Below are 16,269 nucleotides of genomic sequence, written 5' to 3'. Positions count from 1 at the left end.
CCTTCCGTGGACCCGGCGCTCAGGGCGTCGGGGGGTTTATGGCCAGAACGATCTCCGCTTCGGCGTCGGAGGTGTTCAGGTAGCGGTGCGGCCGGTTGGAGTCCAGGGTCAGGCTCTCGCCCGCGGCGACGGTGTAGGTGGCACGCTCCACCTGGACGGTGAGGGTCCCCGCCACGACGTACACGCACTCCAGGGACGGGTGGCTCCACAGCTCGTCGCTGGAGACCTCGCCGGGGGCCAGGACCGCGTGCAGCACCTCCAGCTGCCCGTTGCCGGGGGTGAGCCGTTCGTACCGGATCTGGCCGTTGGGCGCGCCGAGGGTGGTGCGCTCGCCGGGACGGCTGATCCACACCGAGGGGGCGGCGGGATCCTCGAACAGCGAGGCGATGGACGCTCCGAACACCCCGGCCAGGCGGCGGAGGGTCGACAGGCTGGGTTCGGTGACGCCCCGCTCGATCTGGCTGAGCAGCGTCGGGGAGACCCCCGCCTGCTCGGCCAGCGCGCGCAGGCTCATCCCCCGTTCGGTGCGCAGCTCGTGTAAGCGATCTCCGATCACCTACGCCGTCCTTCCTACCATCGCTCTGTCACGTGCAGGTTAACTTCACACGTGGCATGCACCGTAGGGGCGGGCGTGGCCCCCGTCAACCGACACGGTGAGCAGGTTGTCCGTATTCAGGGGTATTGACGTGGTCCCTTTGTACGCCCTAGCGTGCCCGGTCAACGTGCAGTAAGGCTGCACGTCGGGTCGCGGTCCCGGCCGCCGCCACACAGGAGAGTCATGAATCCGCCACATACGCCCGAGCGACCCCCCGCCCGGCCCATGCGCTGTCCCATACGTCCTGCCCGAACGCTCTCGTAGCCCGGCCTTGGAGACCCCCATGAAGATCCGCCGGTCTGCCGGTGTACTCGCCGCCGCCGTGGCGCTGTCGACCCTGCTCGCCGCCTGCGGCGGTGGCGGCGCCACCCCGTCCTCCGCCAGCGGGCAGGGCGGGAAGACCCTCGTCATCGACACCGCGTTCCAGCTCAAGACCACCGACCCGGCCCGTATGTTCGAGCCGACCGGGCTGCTCATCGACCAGTCGATCTACGACACGCTGCTCACCTTCAAGGGCGGCGACGTGACCAAGCCGGTGCCCGCGCTGGCGGAGTCGTACACCGCGGCCCCGGACGCCAAGAGCTTCACGTTCAAGCTCCGCACCGACGCGAAGTTCTCCGACGGCACCCCGGTCACCTCGGCCGACGTCGTCTTCTCGCTCAACCGGGTGAAGAACGTGAAGGGCAACCCGTCGTTCCTGATGGACGGCCTCACGGTCACCGCCCCCGACCCGGCCACCGTGGTCGTCGCCAGCGAGAAGCCGAACACGGCCGTCCCGTTCATCCTGCCCAACCCCGCGCTGGGCATCGTCAACTCGGCCGTGGCCAAGAAGAACGGCGCGAGCGACGCCGAAGGGGCCGACAAGGCCGACACCGCGGAGAGCTTCTTCAACGCGCAGTCCCTGGGCAGCGGGCCGTACGTCCTCGACAGCTACAGCACCACCTCGCAGGTCGTGCTGACCGTCAACGAGAAGTACTGGGGCCCCAAGCCGGCGTACGCCAAGGTCGTGGTCCGCAACACGCAGGCCAACGTGCAGCGGCTCAACGTCCTCAAGGGCGAGTCGCAGATCGCGGTCGACCTCTCGCCCGAGCAGGCCAAGGGCCTCGACCAGCTGCAGATCGTCAACGGCGCCTCCCCGAACGTGTTCTTCGTGTTCACCAACAACAACCCGGAGATCTCCAAGATCTCCTCGAACCCGAAGTTCCAGGAGGCCGTGCGGTACGGGATCGACTACCAGAGCCTGGTCGACCTCGCCGGTGAGGGAGCCGTGCAGGCGCCCGGCGTCGTCCCGTCGGTCTTCCTGGGCGCGCTCCCGGCGGGCGACGGGGTCAAGCGCGACGTCGCGCGGGCCAAGGCGGCGCTGGCCGAGTCCGGCCTGCAGAACCCGACCGTGAAGCTGAACTACCCGAGCGACGTGCAGGTCAACGGGCTCAACTTCGGCGACCTCGCCGCCCGCGTGCAGGCCAACCTCAAGGAGGTCGGCATCAACGTGGAGCTGGCTCCCGCGTCGGTGCAGACCGCGCTGGAGTCCTACCGCGGCGGCACCGAGGAGATGGGCCTGTGGCAGTGGGGCCCGGACTTCCCCGACCCCAGCAACTACCTGAACTTCCTGCCGGGCCAGCTGGTCGGCCTGCGCGCCGGATGGGCCGAGGGCGCGGCCCCCGAGCTGGAGGAGCTGGGCGCCAAGGCCGGGACGACCGTGGAGGACAGCGAGCGGTCCGGCCTGTACGTGGACATCCAGCACAAGATGAACGAGGCGGGGCCGATCATGCCGCTGATCCAGCCGGCCCAGATCCTGGTCGCCGCGAAGTCGGTGAGCAACCTGCAGTCCAACGCCCTCTGGCTGGTCAACGTCCGTGAACTCGGCTAAAGCCCCCAGCCGTCCTCCCGGGGCGGGCCGGCGTCGTCCGGCCCGCCCCGGCGGGGTGACACGGTTCCTCGCCCGGCGCCTGGCCGCCGCCGTGCTGCTGTGCGTCGGGATCACGCTGATCGCGTTCGTCCTGACCCAGCTGGTCCCGGGCGACCCCGCCGCCGCGAACCTCGGGCAGCGGGCCATCGGCGACCCGGAGGCGGTGGCCGCCTTCCGCGCCAAGTACGGCCTGGACCAGCCGCTGCCGGTGCAGTACCTGACCTACATCGGCAACGTGCTCCAGGGCAATCTCGGCATGTCCCAGCAGAGCCACCGCCCGGTGGCGCAGGACCTCGCCGAGTACGTCCCGGCCACCATCGAGCTGGCGATCTTCGCGATCGTGCTGTCGCTCCTGGTCGGCGTCGCCCTCGGCGTCGTGGCCGCCGTCAACCGGGACCGCTGGCCCGACCAGGTGCTCCGCGTGGTCAGCCTGGGCGGGGTGTCCATGCCGACCTTCTGGGTCGCGCTGGTCGCGTTCTACCTGCTGTTCTTCAAGTTCGGCCTGCTGCCGGGGGGTGGCCGCCTGGATCCGGGCATGACGCCGCCGCCGTACGCGACCGGGTTCTACACGGTGGACGCGGCGCTCGCCGGGCAGTGGGACGTGCTGGCGTCGGCGGCCGGGCACCTGGTGCTGCCCTCGCTCGTGCTCGCCGTTTACACCGTGGGGATGCTGATGCGCTTCACCCGCGCGTCCGTGCTGGAGATCCTCGGCAACGACTACGTCCGCGCGGCCAGGGCCAAGGGCCTGCCCGAGCGGGTGGTCATCATGCGGCACGTGCTGCGCCCCGCGATGGTCGCGATCATCACGGTGGCGGGCGTCGCCTTCGGCAGCCTGCTGTCCGGCGCGGTCCTGGTGGAGAACATCTTCTCCTGGCCGGGCCTCGGCCAGTACGCCTACCGCAGCGCCGTCAACCTGGACCTGCCCGGCATCATGGGCGTCAGCATCGTCGTCGCCGCCGTCTACATCCTCATCAACCTGCTCGTGGACCTCCTGTACGGAGTCATCGACCCGAGGATCAGGCTGACATGACGAGTGACTCCACACCTCTGCCCGCGCCCCGCGCCCGCCGCGACCCGGCCGCCCGCTCGCCGTGGCGGCAGCCGCTCGCCCTGGTCGGCGCCGCGTTCGTGGTGCTCTGGGTGCTGGTGGCGCTGCTCGCGCCGCTGCTCGCCCCGTACGGGCCGCTCGACCAGCTGGCGGACAAGCTGCTCGAACCGTCCGCGCAGCACTGGTTCGGCACCGACGAGCTCGGCCGCGACGTGCTCAGCCGGGTGATCCACGGGGCCAGGGTGTCGCTGCCGCTGGCCTTCCTGCTGGTGGCGTTCGCCGCGGCGCTCGGCTCCGTCGTCGGCGCCGTGGCCGGCTTCTTCGGCGGCTGGGTGGACGGCGCGCTGATGCGCCTGGCCGACCTGGTGTTCGCCTTCCCCGGCATCATCCTGGCCATGGCCGTCGCCGCCGCGCTCGGCCCCGAGCTCCGCAACGCCGTCCTGGCCGTCGTCGTGGTGTCGTGGCCGTCGTACGCGCGGCTGGTGCGCGGCCTGGTCCTGACGGCCAGGAACTCCGAGTACGTCATGGCCGGCCGCCTGCTCGGCTCGTCGTCCGTGCGCACGATGATGGTGGACCTGCGGCCCAACATCGCCGGCCCGGTGCTGGTGATGGCCGCGCTCGACGTGGGCAACGCCGTACTGCTGCTGTCCGGTCTGTCGTTCCTGGGGCTCGGCGCGCAGCCGCCCACCGCGGAGTGGGGGGCCATGGTGGCGGCCGGCGCGGCCAACTTCGACCGCTGGTGGGTCGGCCTCTTCCCCGGGCTGTCCATCCTGACCGTCGTGCTCGCCTTCAACTTCGTCGGAGACACGCTGCGGGACGCCCTCGATCCGCGTACCGCGCGTGCGATCAGGGGGTGACCGTGGGAGCGCTTCTGGAGGTCGAGGACCTCACCGTGTGGCTCGCCACGCGCGGCGGCCCGCGCAAGGCCGTGGACGGCCTGTCGTTCCAGGTGGACGCCGGGGAGATCTTCGGCATCGCGGGGGAGAGCGGCAGCGGCAAGACGATGACCGCGCTGGCCCTGCTCGGCCTGCTCCCGCACGCCGCCAAGACCGCGGGCAGGGCGGTGTTCGAGGGCCGCGACCTGCTCGCCATGCCCGCCCGCGAGCTGCGCGCCGTACGCGGACGGAAGATCGCGATGGTGTCCCAGGACCCGTCCACGAGCCTGCACCCGATGCTCAGCATCGAGACGCAGCTGACCGAGCACATGCGCCACCACCTCGGGCTGGGCAAGTCGGAGGCGCGCGGGCGGGCCGTCGAACTGCTCGCCACCGTGCGCATCCCCGACCCGGAGCAGGCGCTGCGCGCGCACCCCGCCCAGTTCTCCGGCGGCATGCGCCAGCGCATCGCCATCGCCGTGGCCCTGGCCTGCGAACCCCGCCTGCTGCTGGCCGACGAGCCGACGACCGCGCTCGACGTCACCGTCCAGGCGGGCATCCTGCGGCTGCTCCACCGGCTGCGCCGCGAACGGGACCTCGCGGTCATCGTGATCACCCACGACCTCGGCGTCATGTCCGCCGTCGCCGACCGCATCTGCGTGATGTACGGCGGGCGCACCGCCGAGGTGGGCCCGCGCGAGGACGTGCTGACCCGCCCCCGGCACCCGTACACCCGGGGACTGCTCGACGCGCTGCCGCACCCGGAGGGCGGGGCGGCGACGCTCCAGCCGATCCCGGGCAGCCCGCCGGCGCTCGGCGCGGTACCCGAGGGATGCCCGTTCCACCCCCGCTGCGGATTCGCCGTCCCGGACTGCCGGGCCGTACGCCCGGAGCCGGTGCTCGTCGCATCCGGGCACCTGGCGGCCTGCCCGCCCGACCCGCTGGGAGGCGCCGCGTGAGCGCGTTGCTGGAGGCGACCGGCGTCGCCGTGGAGTACCACCGGCGGGGCGCTCCCGCCCTGCGCGCCGTGGACCGGGCCGACCTGACCGTGGCGCGCGGCGAGATCCTCGGGCTCGTCGGCGAGTCCGGGTGCGGCAAGTCCACGCTGGGCCGCGCGGTGGTGGGCCTGCTGCCCACGGCCGCCGGTGAGATCCGCTTCGACGGCCGGCCGGTCGTCCCGCTGGGCCTGCGCCGGCGGGCGCCCGGCATGCGCGGGCTTCAGATGGTCTTCCAGGATCCGTACGCGTCGCTCAACCCCCGGCGTCTGGTCGGCGACCAGGTCGGGGACGGGTACCTCCTCGGCGGAGCCGCCCGCGCGGAGGCGCTGCGCCGGGCCGGGGAGCTGCTCGAACGCGTCGGCCTGCCCGCGGACGCCGCCCGGCGGTACCCGCACGAGTTCAGCGGCGGCCAGCGCCAGCGCATCGCGATCGCCAGGACGCTCGCGGCCGAGCCGAGCTGCATCGTGGCCGACGAGCCGATCAGCGCGCTCGACGCGTCCGCGCAGGCATCGGTCGCCAACCTGCTGGTGGAGCTGGTCCGCGAGCTCGACATGGGCATGGTGTTCATCTCGCACGACCTGTCGGTGGTCCGGCAGATCGCCGACCGCACCGCGGTCATGTACCTGGGGCGCGTCGTCGAGGTCGGCCCCACCCGGCAGGTGTGGTCCGCGCCCGCTCACCCGTACACGCAGGCGCTCATCTCGGCGGTGCCCCGGGCCGACGGCGCCGGCGTGCTCCCGGTCGAACTCCCTGGCGACGTCCCCGACCCGGCCCGCCCGCCCGGCGGCTGCCGGTTCCATCCGCGTTGCCCGGTGGCGCGGCCCGAATGCTCCCGGGATGACCCGCCGCTCGTCGCCCTGCGGGACGGGCGGTCGGCGGCCTGCGTGCTGCAGACCGCCGGTGAGGCGGCCCGCCCGCTCGCCGAGCCACGGCCCGTGGCGGCGGAGTGAGCCTTCCGATGGGTGCGCTTCTGGCGCGGTTGCGGCTCGTGGAGTTCGTGAGCCGTCGTGGCGGGATGAGCCTTTCGGGCGGCGCGGGGTCCGACGCGGTCATGGCTGGTGGGCTCGTGCGTCGTCTTGGTGGAGTGAGCTTCTCCGGTGGCGGGGGTCTGACGCGGTTGTGGTTGGTGGGCTCGTGCGTCGTTTTGGTGGAGTGAGCTTTTCGAGTGATGCGGGTCTGGCGTGGTCGTGGCTTGTGAGCCGTGGTGGCGGAGGGAGTGTTCCGGTGGTGCGGGTCTGACGCGGTTTGGTGGCTGTGGAGCTCACGGGCCCTGGTGGCGGAGTGAATTTTGATGGAAGGACGTGACATGACCGACGATGCGTCGGTGCTCGCCGATCTGACCGATCTGACAGAGCGGTTCTGGACCTGGCGGCTGGACACCACCCCGCGTACCCGGGACGACATTCCGCGGGTGACCCGTCCCGCCGGGTGGCGCCCGGCGTGGGACGCCGCATCCGTCGAGGACGGCTTGCGCTTCCTGGCGGAGATCGAGCGTGGTCTGGCCGCCGTCGCGCGGTCCTCGGACGTCGGGGTCGAGGTGGCGCGGCGGTTGCTCGGGTCGGCCACGGCGCGGGTGCGCTGGGAGCTCGACGTCGTGCGGAGCTGGCGGCGCGACCCCTGGTTCTACCTTGATCAGACGGTTGGCCACATTTACGACGCCCTGCTCGCGCCGGGTCCCTTCGGCGCGGCGCGCAGCGCGGACCTCGTGGAACGGCTGCGTTGGATCCCCGGCACGCTCGACACCGCCAGGGACAACCTGGACGCCACCGCGACCCGCGAGTTCGCCGAGCTCGCGCTGGACGACAGCGCCGAGGTGCCCGAGCAGCTCCGTACGTCGATCGCGCTGCTCGCGCCCATGCTCGACGCGGAGTGGCGGGAGGCCGCCGGCGAGGCGGCCGACGCAGCGGCGCGGGCGCTCGCGGATTGGCGCTCTTGGCTGAGCGGCCGGCTCGCCACGTTCGCCCCGCACACGCCGGTCGGCCCTGAGGCGTTCGGCTTCTTCCTGCACAGGGTGGCCCTGCTGCCCTGGTCGACGGCGGAGATCCTCAGCCTCGCCGCCCAGGAGCGGGACCGGGCCGAGGCGTTCGAGCTGTTCGAACGCGCCAGGTCAGGGCCGCCCGAGTGGCCGGCCCCGCCCGCGACGGCGGAGGAGCAGTGCGCGGCGGAACGGGCGGCCGAGCTCGACGTACGCGCGTTCTACGAGGAGCGCGGCCTGCTGTCCCAGCCCGCGGAGCTCCGGCACTACCGGAACCTGCCCCGGCCCGCCTACCTGGAGCCGCTGCGCTGGCTGGGCGTCAGCGACGACCTCACCGACGAGGACCGGCTGGACCAGGACGGGATCAGCTACGTGCCGGTGCCGGGGCTCGACCTGCCGTACTTCTACCGGGCCAACGCCGCCGACCCCCGGGCCGGGATCATCCACGAAGGGGTTCACTACCAGCAGCTGGCGCTGACCTGGCGGCACCCGGATCCGGCGCACCGGCGGTTCTACGACTCCGTGCCCAACGAGGGCATCGCCTTCTACAACGAGGAGATGATGCTCCAGGCCGGCCTGTTCGAGGACGCGCCGCTCAGCCGGGCCATCGTCTACAACTTCATGCGGCTGCGGGCGATCCGGGTCGAAGTGGACGTACGCCTGGCCCTCGGCGAGATCGACATCGACGGCGCCGCGCGGATGCTCCACGAGCTCGTGCCGGTCGATCTGGAGACGGCCCGAGAGGAAGCCGCCTTCTTCGCGGCCACCCCGGGACAGGGACTGTCGTACCAGGTCGGAAAAGCGCAGGTGGTACGCCTGCTGGCGGACGCGGCGCGCCGCGACCGGGACGGGTTCGACCTGCGGGCCTTCCACAACGCGCTCTGGTCGGACGGCAACGTGCCGCTGGCCGTGCAGCGGTTGCAGCTGCTCGGCGACGCGGGTGAACTGCTGCGGGCCGACGCGCTCGCCGAGTCCGGGGCGGACATGCGCCGCTTCGGCGCGGAGCTCCTGGACGCTATCACCTCGGGCGACGTGGCGCGGGTGGATCTGCTCTACGCCGACGACGTACGCGTCTGGCACAACTACGACGGCGTAGCCCGGGACAAGGCGGAAAGCCTGAACGCGGTGCGCCTCATCGCCGCGCACTACGACGGCTTCCATGCCACGGAGGTACGCATCGACCCCGTGCCGGGCGGCTACGTGCAGCGCTGTGTCTACCGGGGACGGGACCGGGGGACCGGCGCCGAGCTGGCGGTCGACGCGATGATGCGCGTCGATGTCCGTGACGGCCGGGTGACCCGAATCGAGGAGTACACCGACCCCGCCCAGGGCTCGGTACCCGAGTCCGCTGGGTCCGAATCCGCCGATGCGTCCCAGTCCGGAGCATTCGAGATGAGCATGCCCGGGTCCGGAGCATCTGAGCTGAGCGTGCCCGGGTCCGGGGGATCTGCGGTGAGCGTGCCCGGGTCCGGAGCATCTGAGCTGAGCGGGCCCGAGTCCGGGGGATCTGCGGTGAGCGTGCCCGGGTCCGGGGGATCTGCGGTGAGCGGGCCCGAGTCCGGTCGATTCGAGGTCGGTGTGCGCGAGCCCGCTGCATCCGACTCCGGGGTCGAGTCCCTTGTGCCCTATTCGGGCGCGAGGTTCCGGGACGGTACCGGATGGGAGGAGCAGGCCGGTTACTCACGGGCGGCGCGGCAGGGTGAGGACATCGCGGTGAGTGGGACGACCGCGCACGCCGCCGACGGTTCGGCCCTGCACCCGGGTGACACCTACGCCCAGACTCTCGAATGCCTGCGCCGGGCGGTGACGGCGGTGGAGAAGCTGGGCGGCGCGCGTACCTCGGTGCTTCGGACAAGGCTGCTGCTCGCGCCGGAGGCGGACTGGCAGGCCGCCGCGCGAGCCCACGCCGAGGTGTTCGGCGACGTGGCCCCCGCCAACAGCACGTACGTGGTCGGCTCGCTGATCGGGGCCGGTTTCCTCGTCGAGGTCGAGGTCGACGCGAAGGCGGCCGGCGCGTGACGTACTCCCTGCGGGTCAACAACGACCTGGACATCGAGACCCTGGTGGATCTGGCGCGGCGGGCCGAACGGTACGGGTTCGACCAGCTCTGGGTGTCCAACGACCTGTTCCTGCGCTCGGCCCCGGTGCTGCTCGGCATCCTGGCCGCGAAGACGGAGCGGATCAAACTCGGCGTCGGGATCATGAACCCGTACTCCGTGCACGTGTCGGAGATCGCCATGATGGCGGCCACGATGCAGGAGGCCACCGGCGGCCGGTTCCTGCTCGGCGTCGCGGCCGGATCCGCCGAGTTCCTCGCCTGGGCGGGGATCGAGCGCCCGCGCCCGCTCGCCAGGACGGCCGAAGCGGTCACCGTGCTGCGTGCCCTGCTCGGCTCAGCGGAGGTCAGGGACGAGGTCAGGTGCGAGGTCAGGGGCGAGGCCAGGGAGGAACTGCCCGCGTGGTTCGGGCCGCTCTCGCAGCTCCGCCTGCCCCCTGGCGAGCCCGTCCCCGTGTACGTCGGCGCGATGAGCCCGAAGATGCTCCAGCTCGCCGGACGACTGGCCGACGGCGTCCTGCCCCTGCTCTACCCGCCCGAGCACTTCACCACCGCCAGGGCGGAAGTACTGCGGGGAGCCGAGAAGGCCGGCCGGTCCCCAGCGGAACTCGACATCCCCGCCTGTTTCTGGGTGTCGGCGGGCGACGACGAGGAGCAGGCCCGGCTCGCCATGGCCGCCAAGATCGCCTACTACGGTCCTTCATTCGCGCCATACCTGCTGAGCCGGGCCGGGCTCGCGATCGAGGACTTCGCCCCGATCACGGCCGTACTGGAACGAGACGGCCTGGACGCCGCCGCCCGCCTGGTCGACGACCGCATGCTGTCCCTGGGCATCACGGGCAGCGTGGCCCAGGTGGTCGAACGCTGCCGCTCGCTGCGCGCGGCGGGCGCGGAACACCTGTCCTTCGGGCCCCCACTCGGCCCGGACCCACGTGAGGCCGTGGAACTCCTCGGCAGCGAGGTCCTCCCGGCCCTGACCGCCACCAAACCGACAGCCACCAAACCGGCGGTTATCAGACTGACCGCCATAGAACCCCCTGCCACCGAACCGCCGGTTATCGAAGTGACCGCCACCGAACCGACCGCCACCGAACCGACAGCCACCAAACCGGCGGTTATCAGACTGACCGCCATAGAACCCCCTGCCACCGAACCGACTGCCACCGAACCGGCGGCTATCGAGCTGGCCGCCACCGAACCGGCGGCTATCGAGCTGACTGCCACCGAACCGGCGGCTATCGAGCTGGCCGCCACCGAACCGGCGGTTGTCGAACCGGCCGTCGGTGATAACCCGGGAGGGCATGCATGAACGCCGCGCGCGATGCGGGGGAGTCGGACGCGACGGTGCTGACCGGCTGCACGGTCGTCGACGCCCGGGTCCTGGATGGCGTCGCCCCCCTGCCGGACGCGGCGGTGTGGGTGCGCGGAGACCGGATCGCAGCCGTCGGGCCCGCCGGGGAGGTGCTGGCCGAGGCCGGGGCCGCCGGTGAGTACCGCCGGGTCGACCTGGGCGGCGCGTACCTGACGCCGGGCCTGGTGAACATGCACACCCACCTGTCCCTGTCCCTCCCCGGCCAGGGCGGCGACACGGTCAAGGGCCTGAACCCGCACGAGTTGGCCTACTACATGGCCGACGGCGCCCGGCGCACCCTGCTCTGCGGCGTGACCACCGTCCGCTGCGTCGCCGAGAAGGACCACGCCGACTTCGCCCTGCGCCGCGCGATCGCATCCGGACAGGCGATCGGCCCGCGCATCTTCACCGCCGGCCGCGCCCTGGTCTCCACCGGCGGCCACGGCCACGAGGGCACCGACACCCTCGAATGCGACGGCGCCGACGGATTCCGCCGCGGCGTACGCAGCCAGGTCAAAGCCGGCGCCGACCTGATCAAAGTGATGATCTCCGGCGGCATCGCCGGCCAACACGAGGCCATCCACACCCGCCAGCTCTTCACCGACGAACTGACCGCCGTGATCGAGACCGCCCACGCCTGGGGCCGCAAGGTCACCGCCCACGCCGGCCCCGCGCCCGTCATCGCCGAAGCCGTCGCCCTCGGCCTGGACTGCGTCGAACACGGCTACCAGCTCACCCCCGAGGTGACGGCCGCGATGGCCGCCCAGGGCACCGCCCTGGTCCCGACCCTGCTCGTCACCCGCTGCAAGGAGTTCTTCGACGAACTCGGCGTCCCGGAGTGGATGCAACGGCGCTCGCTCGACGCCGGCCCACGCCACCTGGACAGCTACGCCATGGCCCTCGCCGCGGGCGTGGAGGTCCTGCTCGGCAGCGACATGCCCCCGTTCTGGACCTTCGAAGGCACCAACGCCTCCGTCCGAGAACTGGAACACATGGCGGACTCGGGCCTCGGCCCCGCCCGCGCCCTCCACGCCGGCACGCTCGGCCCCGTACGGTGGCTGGGCGCGGAGGCCGACCTGGGCACCGTCGAACTCGGCAAGTACGCCGACCTCGTCGCCATGGACGCCGACCCGCTCGCCAGCGCCTCCGCCTTCCGGGGCGTGCGCTGGGTGATGTCCGGCGGCCGAGTCGTACGGGACGACCAGACCGGATGGGCAGCCGCATGACCGGCCAGGACGCCGTCGCCGCCGGCATCGACGACATGTACGACGCCTTCCTGGCAGGCGACCGGCACCGTTTCGACAGCCACCTCCACCCGGACGTGACCACCTGGGAGACCCACCTCCCGGGCCCGCTCCGCACCCGCGCCGAACTCGACGCCTACCGCGCGAGCCGCGACGCCGCCGGTGCCCGCCCGTCCCTCGCCTCGCTGAGCACCCAGGACATGCGCGTCGACGTCTGGGACGACACCGCCGTCGCCCGATACGTGCTCGTCGCGGTCCCACCCGACGGCGAACCGGAACACACCCGGGTCACCGACGTCCTGCGCCACTCGGCGGCAGGCTGGCTCATCGTCCACCACCACGCCGAGGCGGTACGCCCCGACCGAGCCTGACCAAACCCCTCACACCCGCGCCTGGACCACCCGAAACGGGCGCCAGGTGACGTAACGCCATGCGCCGATGCCGAACGTGGCGGATTCCTTGCGCGGTGCATACTGAATATGCATACTTCGTATGTATGTCGATCAGGCACGGGCTGCTCGCCTTGCTCAGCAGAGGGCCCCGGCACGGCTACCAGTTGCGGGTGGAGTTCGAGGCGTCGACCGGGGCGACCTGGCCGCTCAACATCGGCCAGGTCTACACGACGCTGTCCCGCATGGAGCGTGACGGCCTGGTCGAACCGGGCGAATCGGACGAGCAGGGCCGGGTCGTCTACACCATCACCGCGGCCGGCCGGGCGGAAATGGACCGATGGTTCAGCACCCCCGTCGTCCAGTCCGACCGGCCGCGGGACGAGCTCGTCATCAAGCTGGCCATGGCCGTCGCCGGGAAGAACGTGGACGTCACCGACGTCATCCGCAGGCAGCGTACGGCGACCATGCGCGCCCTCCAGCAGCTGACCAGGGCCAAACGAGCCGCCACGGAGGGCGTCGCCCAGCGGCTCGTGCTCGATTCCATGATCTTCCAGGCTGAGGCCGAGCAGCGGTGGCTGGACCACTGCGAGGCCGTACTCAAGGAGGAAAGATGACGGTCGTGCGCCTTGCCGAGGTGGACAGGGTCCATGGTGAGGGGGCGTCAGCCGTACACGCGCTGAAGGGCGTGAGCCTTGAGGTCGGCGCGGGCGAGCTGGTGGCGGTCATGGGGCCGTCCGGGTCGGGGAAGTCGACCCTGCTCAATCTGGCGGGCGGGCTCGATCGGCCCACGTCGGGGGCGGTCTTCCTCTATGACGAGGATCTGGCCGGCGTACGTGACCTGGCGGGGCTGCGGCGGCGGCAGGTCGGCTACGTCTTCCAGGACCTCAACCTGATCACGTCGCTGACGGCGGTGGAGAACGTGATGCTGCCCCGCGAGCTCGACGGCGTGCGGTTCCGCCGCGCCCGGCAGGAGGCCATGGCCGTACTGGGGGAGATCGGCCTGGCGGACATGGCCGGCCGTTTCCCCGACGAGCTGTCCGGCGGCCAGCGCCAGCAGGTCGCCATCGCCCGCGCCCTGGTCGGGGAGCGGCGCCTGCTGCTGGCCGACGAGCCGACCGGCGCGCTCGACACCCGCGCCGGCGACGAGATCCTGCGCATATTACGCGGCCGCTGCGACGCGGGAGCGACGGTCCTGCTGGTCACGCACGAGCCGCGCTACGCGGCCTGGGCCGATCGGGTGGTGTTCCTCCGCGACGGGGAGATCGCGGACTCCACGGACGTGCCGCTGGCGAGCGCCCGATGAGCGCCCTCCGGGCCGGGCTGCGCATCGCCCGCAGAAGCGCGTGGCGTGCCCGGGGGCGGAGCACACTGATCATGGTGATGATCGGCTTACCCATCCTGGTGCTGACGGCGCTGCTCACCTACCTCGCGACCGTGACCGTCACCCCGCAGGAAGACCTGACGGCCCGACTCGGCGCGGCTGACGCCCACCTCGTGCAGATCCCCGAGGGCACGGAGCTCCAGCAGGAGCCGTATGGGGCGAGTTGGCACTCGGACGGCAACCGGCCGCGTTGGCCCGGCCTCAGCGCCGCCGAGGTCGCGGAACTGCTCCCGCCGGGAACCCGGTTGATCCCCTACAACGTCGGTGTGCTCCGGCTGGGCACCGCGCGGGTCGACGCGCTGGAGACCGACCTGCGCGATCCCCTGACCAAGGGGATGCTGACGCTGAGCGAAGGCAGGTTCCCCTCCGCCCGCGAGGTCGCGGTGACCTCCGCGTACGGCCTGCGGCCCGGCGACATCCTGCGTCCGGACGGCGCGGCGCCGCTGACCGTGGTGGGCGTGGTCGAGCACCCGCACGAGCCGTCGCGCCGGATGGTCGTGGGCCCGGATCTCCCGTTGTCGGTGCCGGAGGACATCTGGACCCCCGACGAGCAGGGCACCGGATGGCTCGCCGACACCACGGCGCCCGTGCCCTGGGCCGAGGTGCCCGCGCTGAACAAGGCCGGCCTGTACGTAATATCCCGCGCCATGATCACAGACCCGCCCTCTCCGCTGTATCCCACCGGCGTCGGCGTCCGGTACACGGTCGCGATCGGCGGCCTCGTGATCACGGGGATGCTGGTGACCGTGCTGATGGCCGGGCCCGCCTTCGCGGTCGGGCTACGGAGACGGCGCGGGGAACTGGCCCAGATCGCGGCGCAGGGCGGCTCGGCCCGGCACTTGCGGACGATCGTGCTGGCCGACGGACTGGTGCTCGGCGGCGCCGCGACCCTCGTGGCGACGGCGCTGGGCATCGGGGCCGGACTACTGGCCGCCCCGGTCGTGGCGCGCTCGGGCGGGCGGCTCGGCCCGCCGGACGTGCCGTGGGGGCCGATCCTGGGCGTCGCCGCGCTGGGCCTGCTCAGCGGGCTCGTGGCCGCGCTGGTCCCCGCCGTGCAGGCGGCCCGGCAGAACACCGCGACCGTGCTGGCCGGCCGCGCGTCCACGGCGGGCGATCGGCGGGGATGGCCGCTGGTGGGGGCCGCGCTGGTGCTGGCCGGGCTGGTCGCGACCGTCGTGGCGCGACGCCAGTCGGACACGGTGTGGGTGTACGCCTCCGCGATGCTCGTCCTGTTCGGCCTCCTGATGCTGACGCCCTGGCTGATCCGCTTCACGGGACGGCCGGCCGCGCGCCTGCGCCCTCCGCTGCGGGTGTCCGTCCGTGACGCGGTCCGCCACCGATCCCGTACGGTCAGCGCCGTGGCGGCCGTCTTCGCGGTCACGGCCACGGTCGTGGCGGTGAGCATCGGGTCGTATAGCGAGTACATGGACCGGCGGAACGCCTACACTTCGGCGCGCCCGACCGGCATGCTGGCGATCTGGGGCGGCAGCATGGGCGACGCGGCCTGGTCGAAGCTCCGCGGCGAAGCGGTCCGCCTGCTGCCGGGCGTGTCGCTGGCCTCCGGCTACCAGATACGGGACGCCGAGAACCGCCGGTACACCCTGCGGTACATCATCCGGTGGAACGGGACGCGGACGCGCCGTACCGTGGCCGTCGGAGACCCGGTCCTGCTCAAGCTGCTGCAGGGCCGCCACGACCCGCGGGCGGTCGCGGCGCTGGAGAGCGGCAAGGCCGTGGTGTTCGACCCGGCCGCGGTGCGGGACGGCAAGCTGAGACTCCGGGCGGGTTCCACGTCCGGCCCGCCGCGCACGGTCGAGGTGCCCGCGGTGGTGGCCACCCCGGCCGAGGAGCACCAGGGTGGCGCCCTGCTGCCGCGCGCCCTGGTCGAGCAGGCCGGTTTCAGGACGGTGGAGCGCCAGCTCTACGCCATGCACTCGCTGCCGGGCGATTCGACGCTGTGGCGCGACCTCGGCAAGGTGAATTCCCGCATCACGGTCGCCTCCGAGATGGGCTATCGCAACACGCCCGACCCCGGCTTGTGGGGCTGGCTGGTCGGCGCGCTCGTCCTCGTCGTGGGCGGCACGCTGACCGCGACCCGCCTGGCCGCCGCCGACATGCGGCCCGACCGGGCGACGATGGCGGCCATCGGCGCCCCGCCCGGGACGTTGCGGCTGGTCGTGGCGGGCCAGGCCCTGTACATCTCCGGGCTCGGCGCGCTGGTGGGGCTGGTCGCGGGAGCGGTGACAGGTGTGGCGCTGAGCCGCCCGATGACGACGCGCGGCGCCGGAGACCCGGCCACGATCGCCGTCCCGTGGCCGTTCGTGATCGCCGTCGTGGTGGGGCTGCCCCTGCTGGCGACCGCGGCGGCGCTGGTCACGAGGACCAGGCTGCCCCTCGCCCGCCGGCACCTGTGACGCCGGTCCAGGACGGGCAGGCGGGTGGCAC

Annotated in this window: 13 protein-coding genes; 12 read left to right on the top strand and 1 reads right to left on the bottom strand. The window is 72.4% G+C overall.

The annotated features are described in order from the left end of the window. Positions 1 to 19: 19 nt before the first annotated feature. Positions 20 to 556: a helix-turn-helix domain-containing protein gene (locus tag Aph01nite_RS00160; protein WP_204038602.1), complete on the bottom strand. Its 537-nt coding sequence runs from the start codon at positions 554 to 556 to the stop codon at positions 20 to 22. 322 nt (positions 557 to 878) lie between these two features. Here Aph01nite_RS00160 and Aph01nite_RS00155 point away from each other — a divergent pair, with 322 nt between their 5' ends. From Aph01nite_RS00155 to Aph01nite_RS00100, 12 genes are all read left to right on the top strand, one after another. Beyond that, the gene (locus tag Aph01nite_RS00155) at positions 879 to 2,465 is read left to right on the top strand and encodes an ABC transporter substrate-binding protein (RefSeq protein ID WP_204038601.1); all 1,587 of its coding nucleotides are present in this window, start codon (positions 879 to 881) and stop codon (positions 2,463 to 2,465) included. 55 nt (positions 2,466 to 2,520) lie between these two features. After that, the gene (locus Aph01nite_RS00150) at positions 2,521 to 3,534 is read left to right on the top strand and encodes an ABC transporter permease (RefSeq protein WP_239161285.1); all 1,014 of its coding nucleotides are present in this window, start codon (positions 2,521 to 2,523) and stop codon (positions 3,532 to 3,534) included. After that, positions 3,531 to 4,409: an ABC transporter permease gene (locus Aph01nite_RS00145; RefSeq protein WP_204038599.1), complete on the top strand. Its 879-nt coding sequence runs from the start codon at positions 3,531 to 3,533 to the stop codon at positions 4,407 to 4,409. Before Aph01nite_RS00150 ends, Aph01nite_RS00145 begins: the two co-directional genes overlap by 4 nt. 2 nt (positions 4,410 to 4,411) lie before the next feature. After that, on the top strand, positions 4,412 to 5,386 hold the full coding sequence (locus tag Aph01nite_RS00140) for an ABC transporter ATP-binding protein (protein WP_204038598.1): 975 nt from the start codon (positions 4,412 to 4,414) through the stop codon (positions 5,384 to 5,386). After that, positions 5,383 to 6,375: an oligopeptide/dipeptide ABC transporter ATP-binding protein gene (locus Aph01nite_RS00135; protein ID WP_204038800.1), complete on the top strand. Its 993-nt coding sequence runs from the start codon at positions 5,383 to 5,385 to the stop codon at positions 6,373 to 6,375. The genes Aph01nite_RS00140 and Aph01nite_RS00135 overlap by 4 nt, the downstream gene beginning before the upstream one ends. Before the next feature lie 356 nt (positions 6,376 to 6,731). Further along, positions 6,732 to 9,419, top strand: coding sequence for a DUF885 family protein (locus tag Aph01nite_RS00130; RefSeq protein WP_204038597.1), 2,688 nt, complete (start codon positions 6,732 to 6,734; stop codon positions 9,417 to 9,419). Further along, the gene (locus Aph01nite_RS00125) at positions 9,416 to 10,765 is read left to right on the top strand and encodes an LLM class flavin-dependent oxidoreductase (RefSeq protein ID WP_204038596.1); all 1,350 of its coding nucleotides are present in this window, start codon (positions 9,416 to 9,418) and stop codon (positions 10,763 to 10,765) included. Before Aph01nite_RS00130 ends, Aph01nite_RS00125 begins: the two co-directional genes overlap by 4 nt. Then, a complete protein-coding gene (locus Aph01nite_RS00120; protein WP_204038595.1) occupies positions 10,762 to 12,033 on the top strand; it encodes an amidohydrolase family protein in 1,272 nt (423 codons plus the stop codon). The genes Aph01nite_RS00125 and Aph01nite_RS00120 overlap by 4 nt, the downstream gene beginning before the upstream one ends. Further along, positions 12,030 to 12,422, top strand: a complete 393-nt coding sequence (locus tag Aph01nite_RS00115) for a YybH family protein (protein ID WP_204038594.1) — start codon at positions 12,030 to 12,032, stop codon at positions 12,420 to 12,422. The genes Aph01nite_RS00120 and Aph01nite_RS00115 overlap by 4 nt, the downstream gene beginning before the upstream one ends. Before the next feature lie 125 nt (positions 12,423 to 12,547). Beyond that, complete coding sequence (locus tag Aph01nite_RS00110; RefSeq protein ID WP_204038593.1) at positions 12,548 to 13,057, top strand: PadR family transcriptional regulator; 510 nt, start codon at positions 12,548 to 12,550, stop codon at positions 13,055 to 13,057. Further along, a complete protein-coding gene (locus Aph01nite_RS00105; protein ID WP_204038592.1) occupies positions 13,054 to 13,746 on the top strand; it encodes an ABC transporter ATP-binding protein in 693 nt (230 codons plus the stop codon). Before Aph01nite_RS00110 ends, Aph01nite_RS00105 begins: the two co-directional genes overlap by 4 nt. Further along, positions 13,743 to 16,238 carry an ABC transporter permease gene (locus Aph01nite_RS00100; RefSeq protein ID WP_204038591.1) on the top strand — a complete coding sequence of 832 codons (2,496 nt, stop codon included), beginning with the start codon at positions 13,743 to 13,745 and terminating at the stop codon, positions 16,236 to 16,238. The genes Aph01nite_RS00105 and Aph01nite_RS00100 overlap by 4 nt, the downstream gene beginning before the upstream one ends. Positions 16,239 to 16,269 lie beyond the last annotated feature (31 nt).

Origin of the sequence: Acrocarpospora phusangensis (assembly GCF_016862995.1) — a bacterium.
Lineage (GTDB): Bacteria > Actinomycetota > Actinomycetes > Streptosporangiales > Streptosporangiaceae > Acrocarpospora > Acrocarpospora phusangensis.
Note: the sequence above shows the minus strand (reverse complement) of the source record. Positions and strands in the feature narration are given on the sequence as shown.

What these genes read in the sequence shown, in the direction of transcription:
- Aph01nite_RS00105 (WP_204038592.1), top strand. Translation starts at nt 13,054, where the DNA reads ATGACGGTCGTGCGCCTTGCCGAGGTGGACAGGGTCCATGGTGAGGGG.
- Aph01nite_RS00155 (WP_204038601.1), top strand. Translation starts at nt 879, where the DNA reads ATGAAGATCCGCCGGTCTGCCGGTGTACTCGCCGCCGCCGTGGCGCTG.
- Aph01nite_RS00115 (WP_204038594.1), top strand. Translation starts at nt 12,030, where the DNA reads ATGACCGGCCAGGACGCCGTCGCCGCCGGCATCGACGACATGTACGAC.
- Aph01nite_RS00130 (WP_204038597.1), top strand. Translation starts at nt 6,732, where the DNA reads ATGACCGACGATGCGTCGGTGCTCGCCGATCTGACCGATCTGACAGAG.
- Aph01nite_RS00145 (WP_204038599.1), top strand. Translation starts at nt 3,531, where the DNA reads ATGACGAGTGACTCCACACCTCTGCCCGCGCCCCGCGCCCGCCGCGAC.
- Aph01nite_RS00100 (WP_204038591.1), top strand. Translation starts at nt 13,743, where the DNA reads ATGAGCGCCCTCCGGGCCGGGCTGCGCATCGCCCGCAGAAGCGCGTGG.
- Aph01nite_RS00110 (WP_204038593.1), top strand. Translation starts at nt 12,548, where the DNA reads ATGTCGATCAGGCACGGGCTGCTCGCCTTGCTCAGCAGAGGGCCCCGG.
- Aph01nite_RS00120 (WP_204038595.1), top strand. Translation starts at nt 10,762, where the DNA reads ATGAACGCCGCGCGCGATGCGGGGGAGTCGGACGCGACGGTGCTGACC.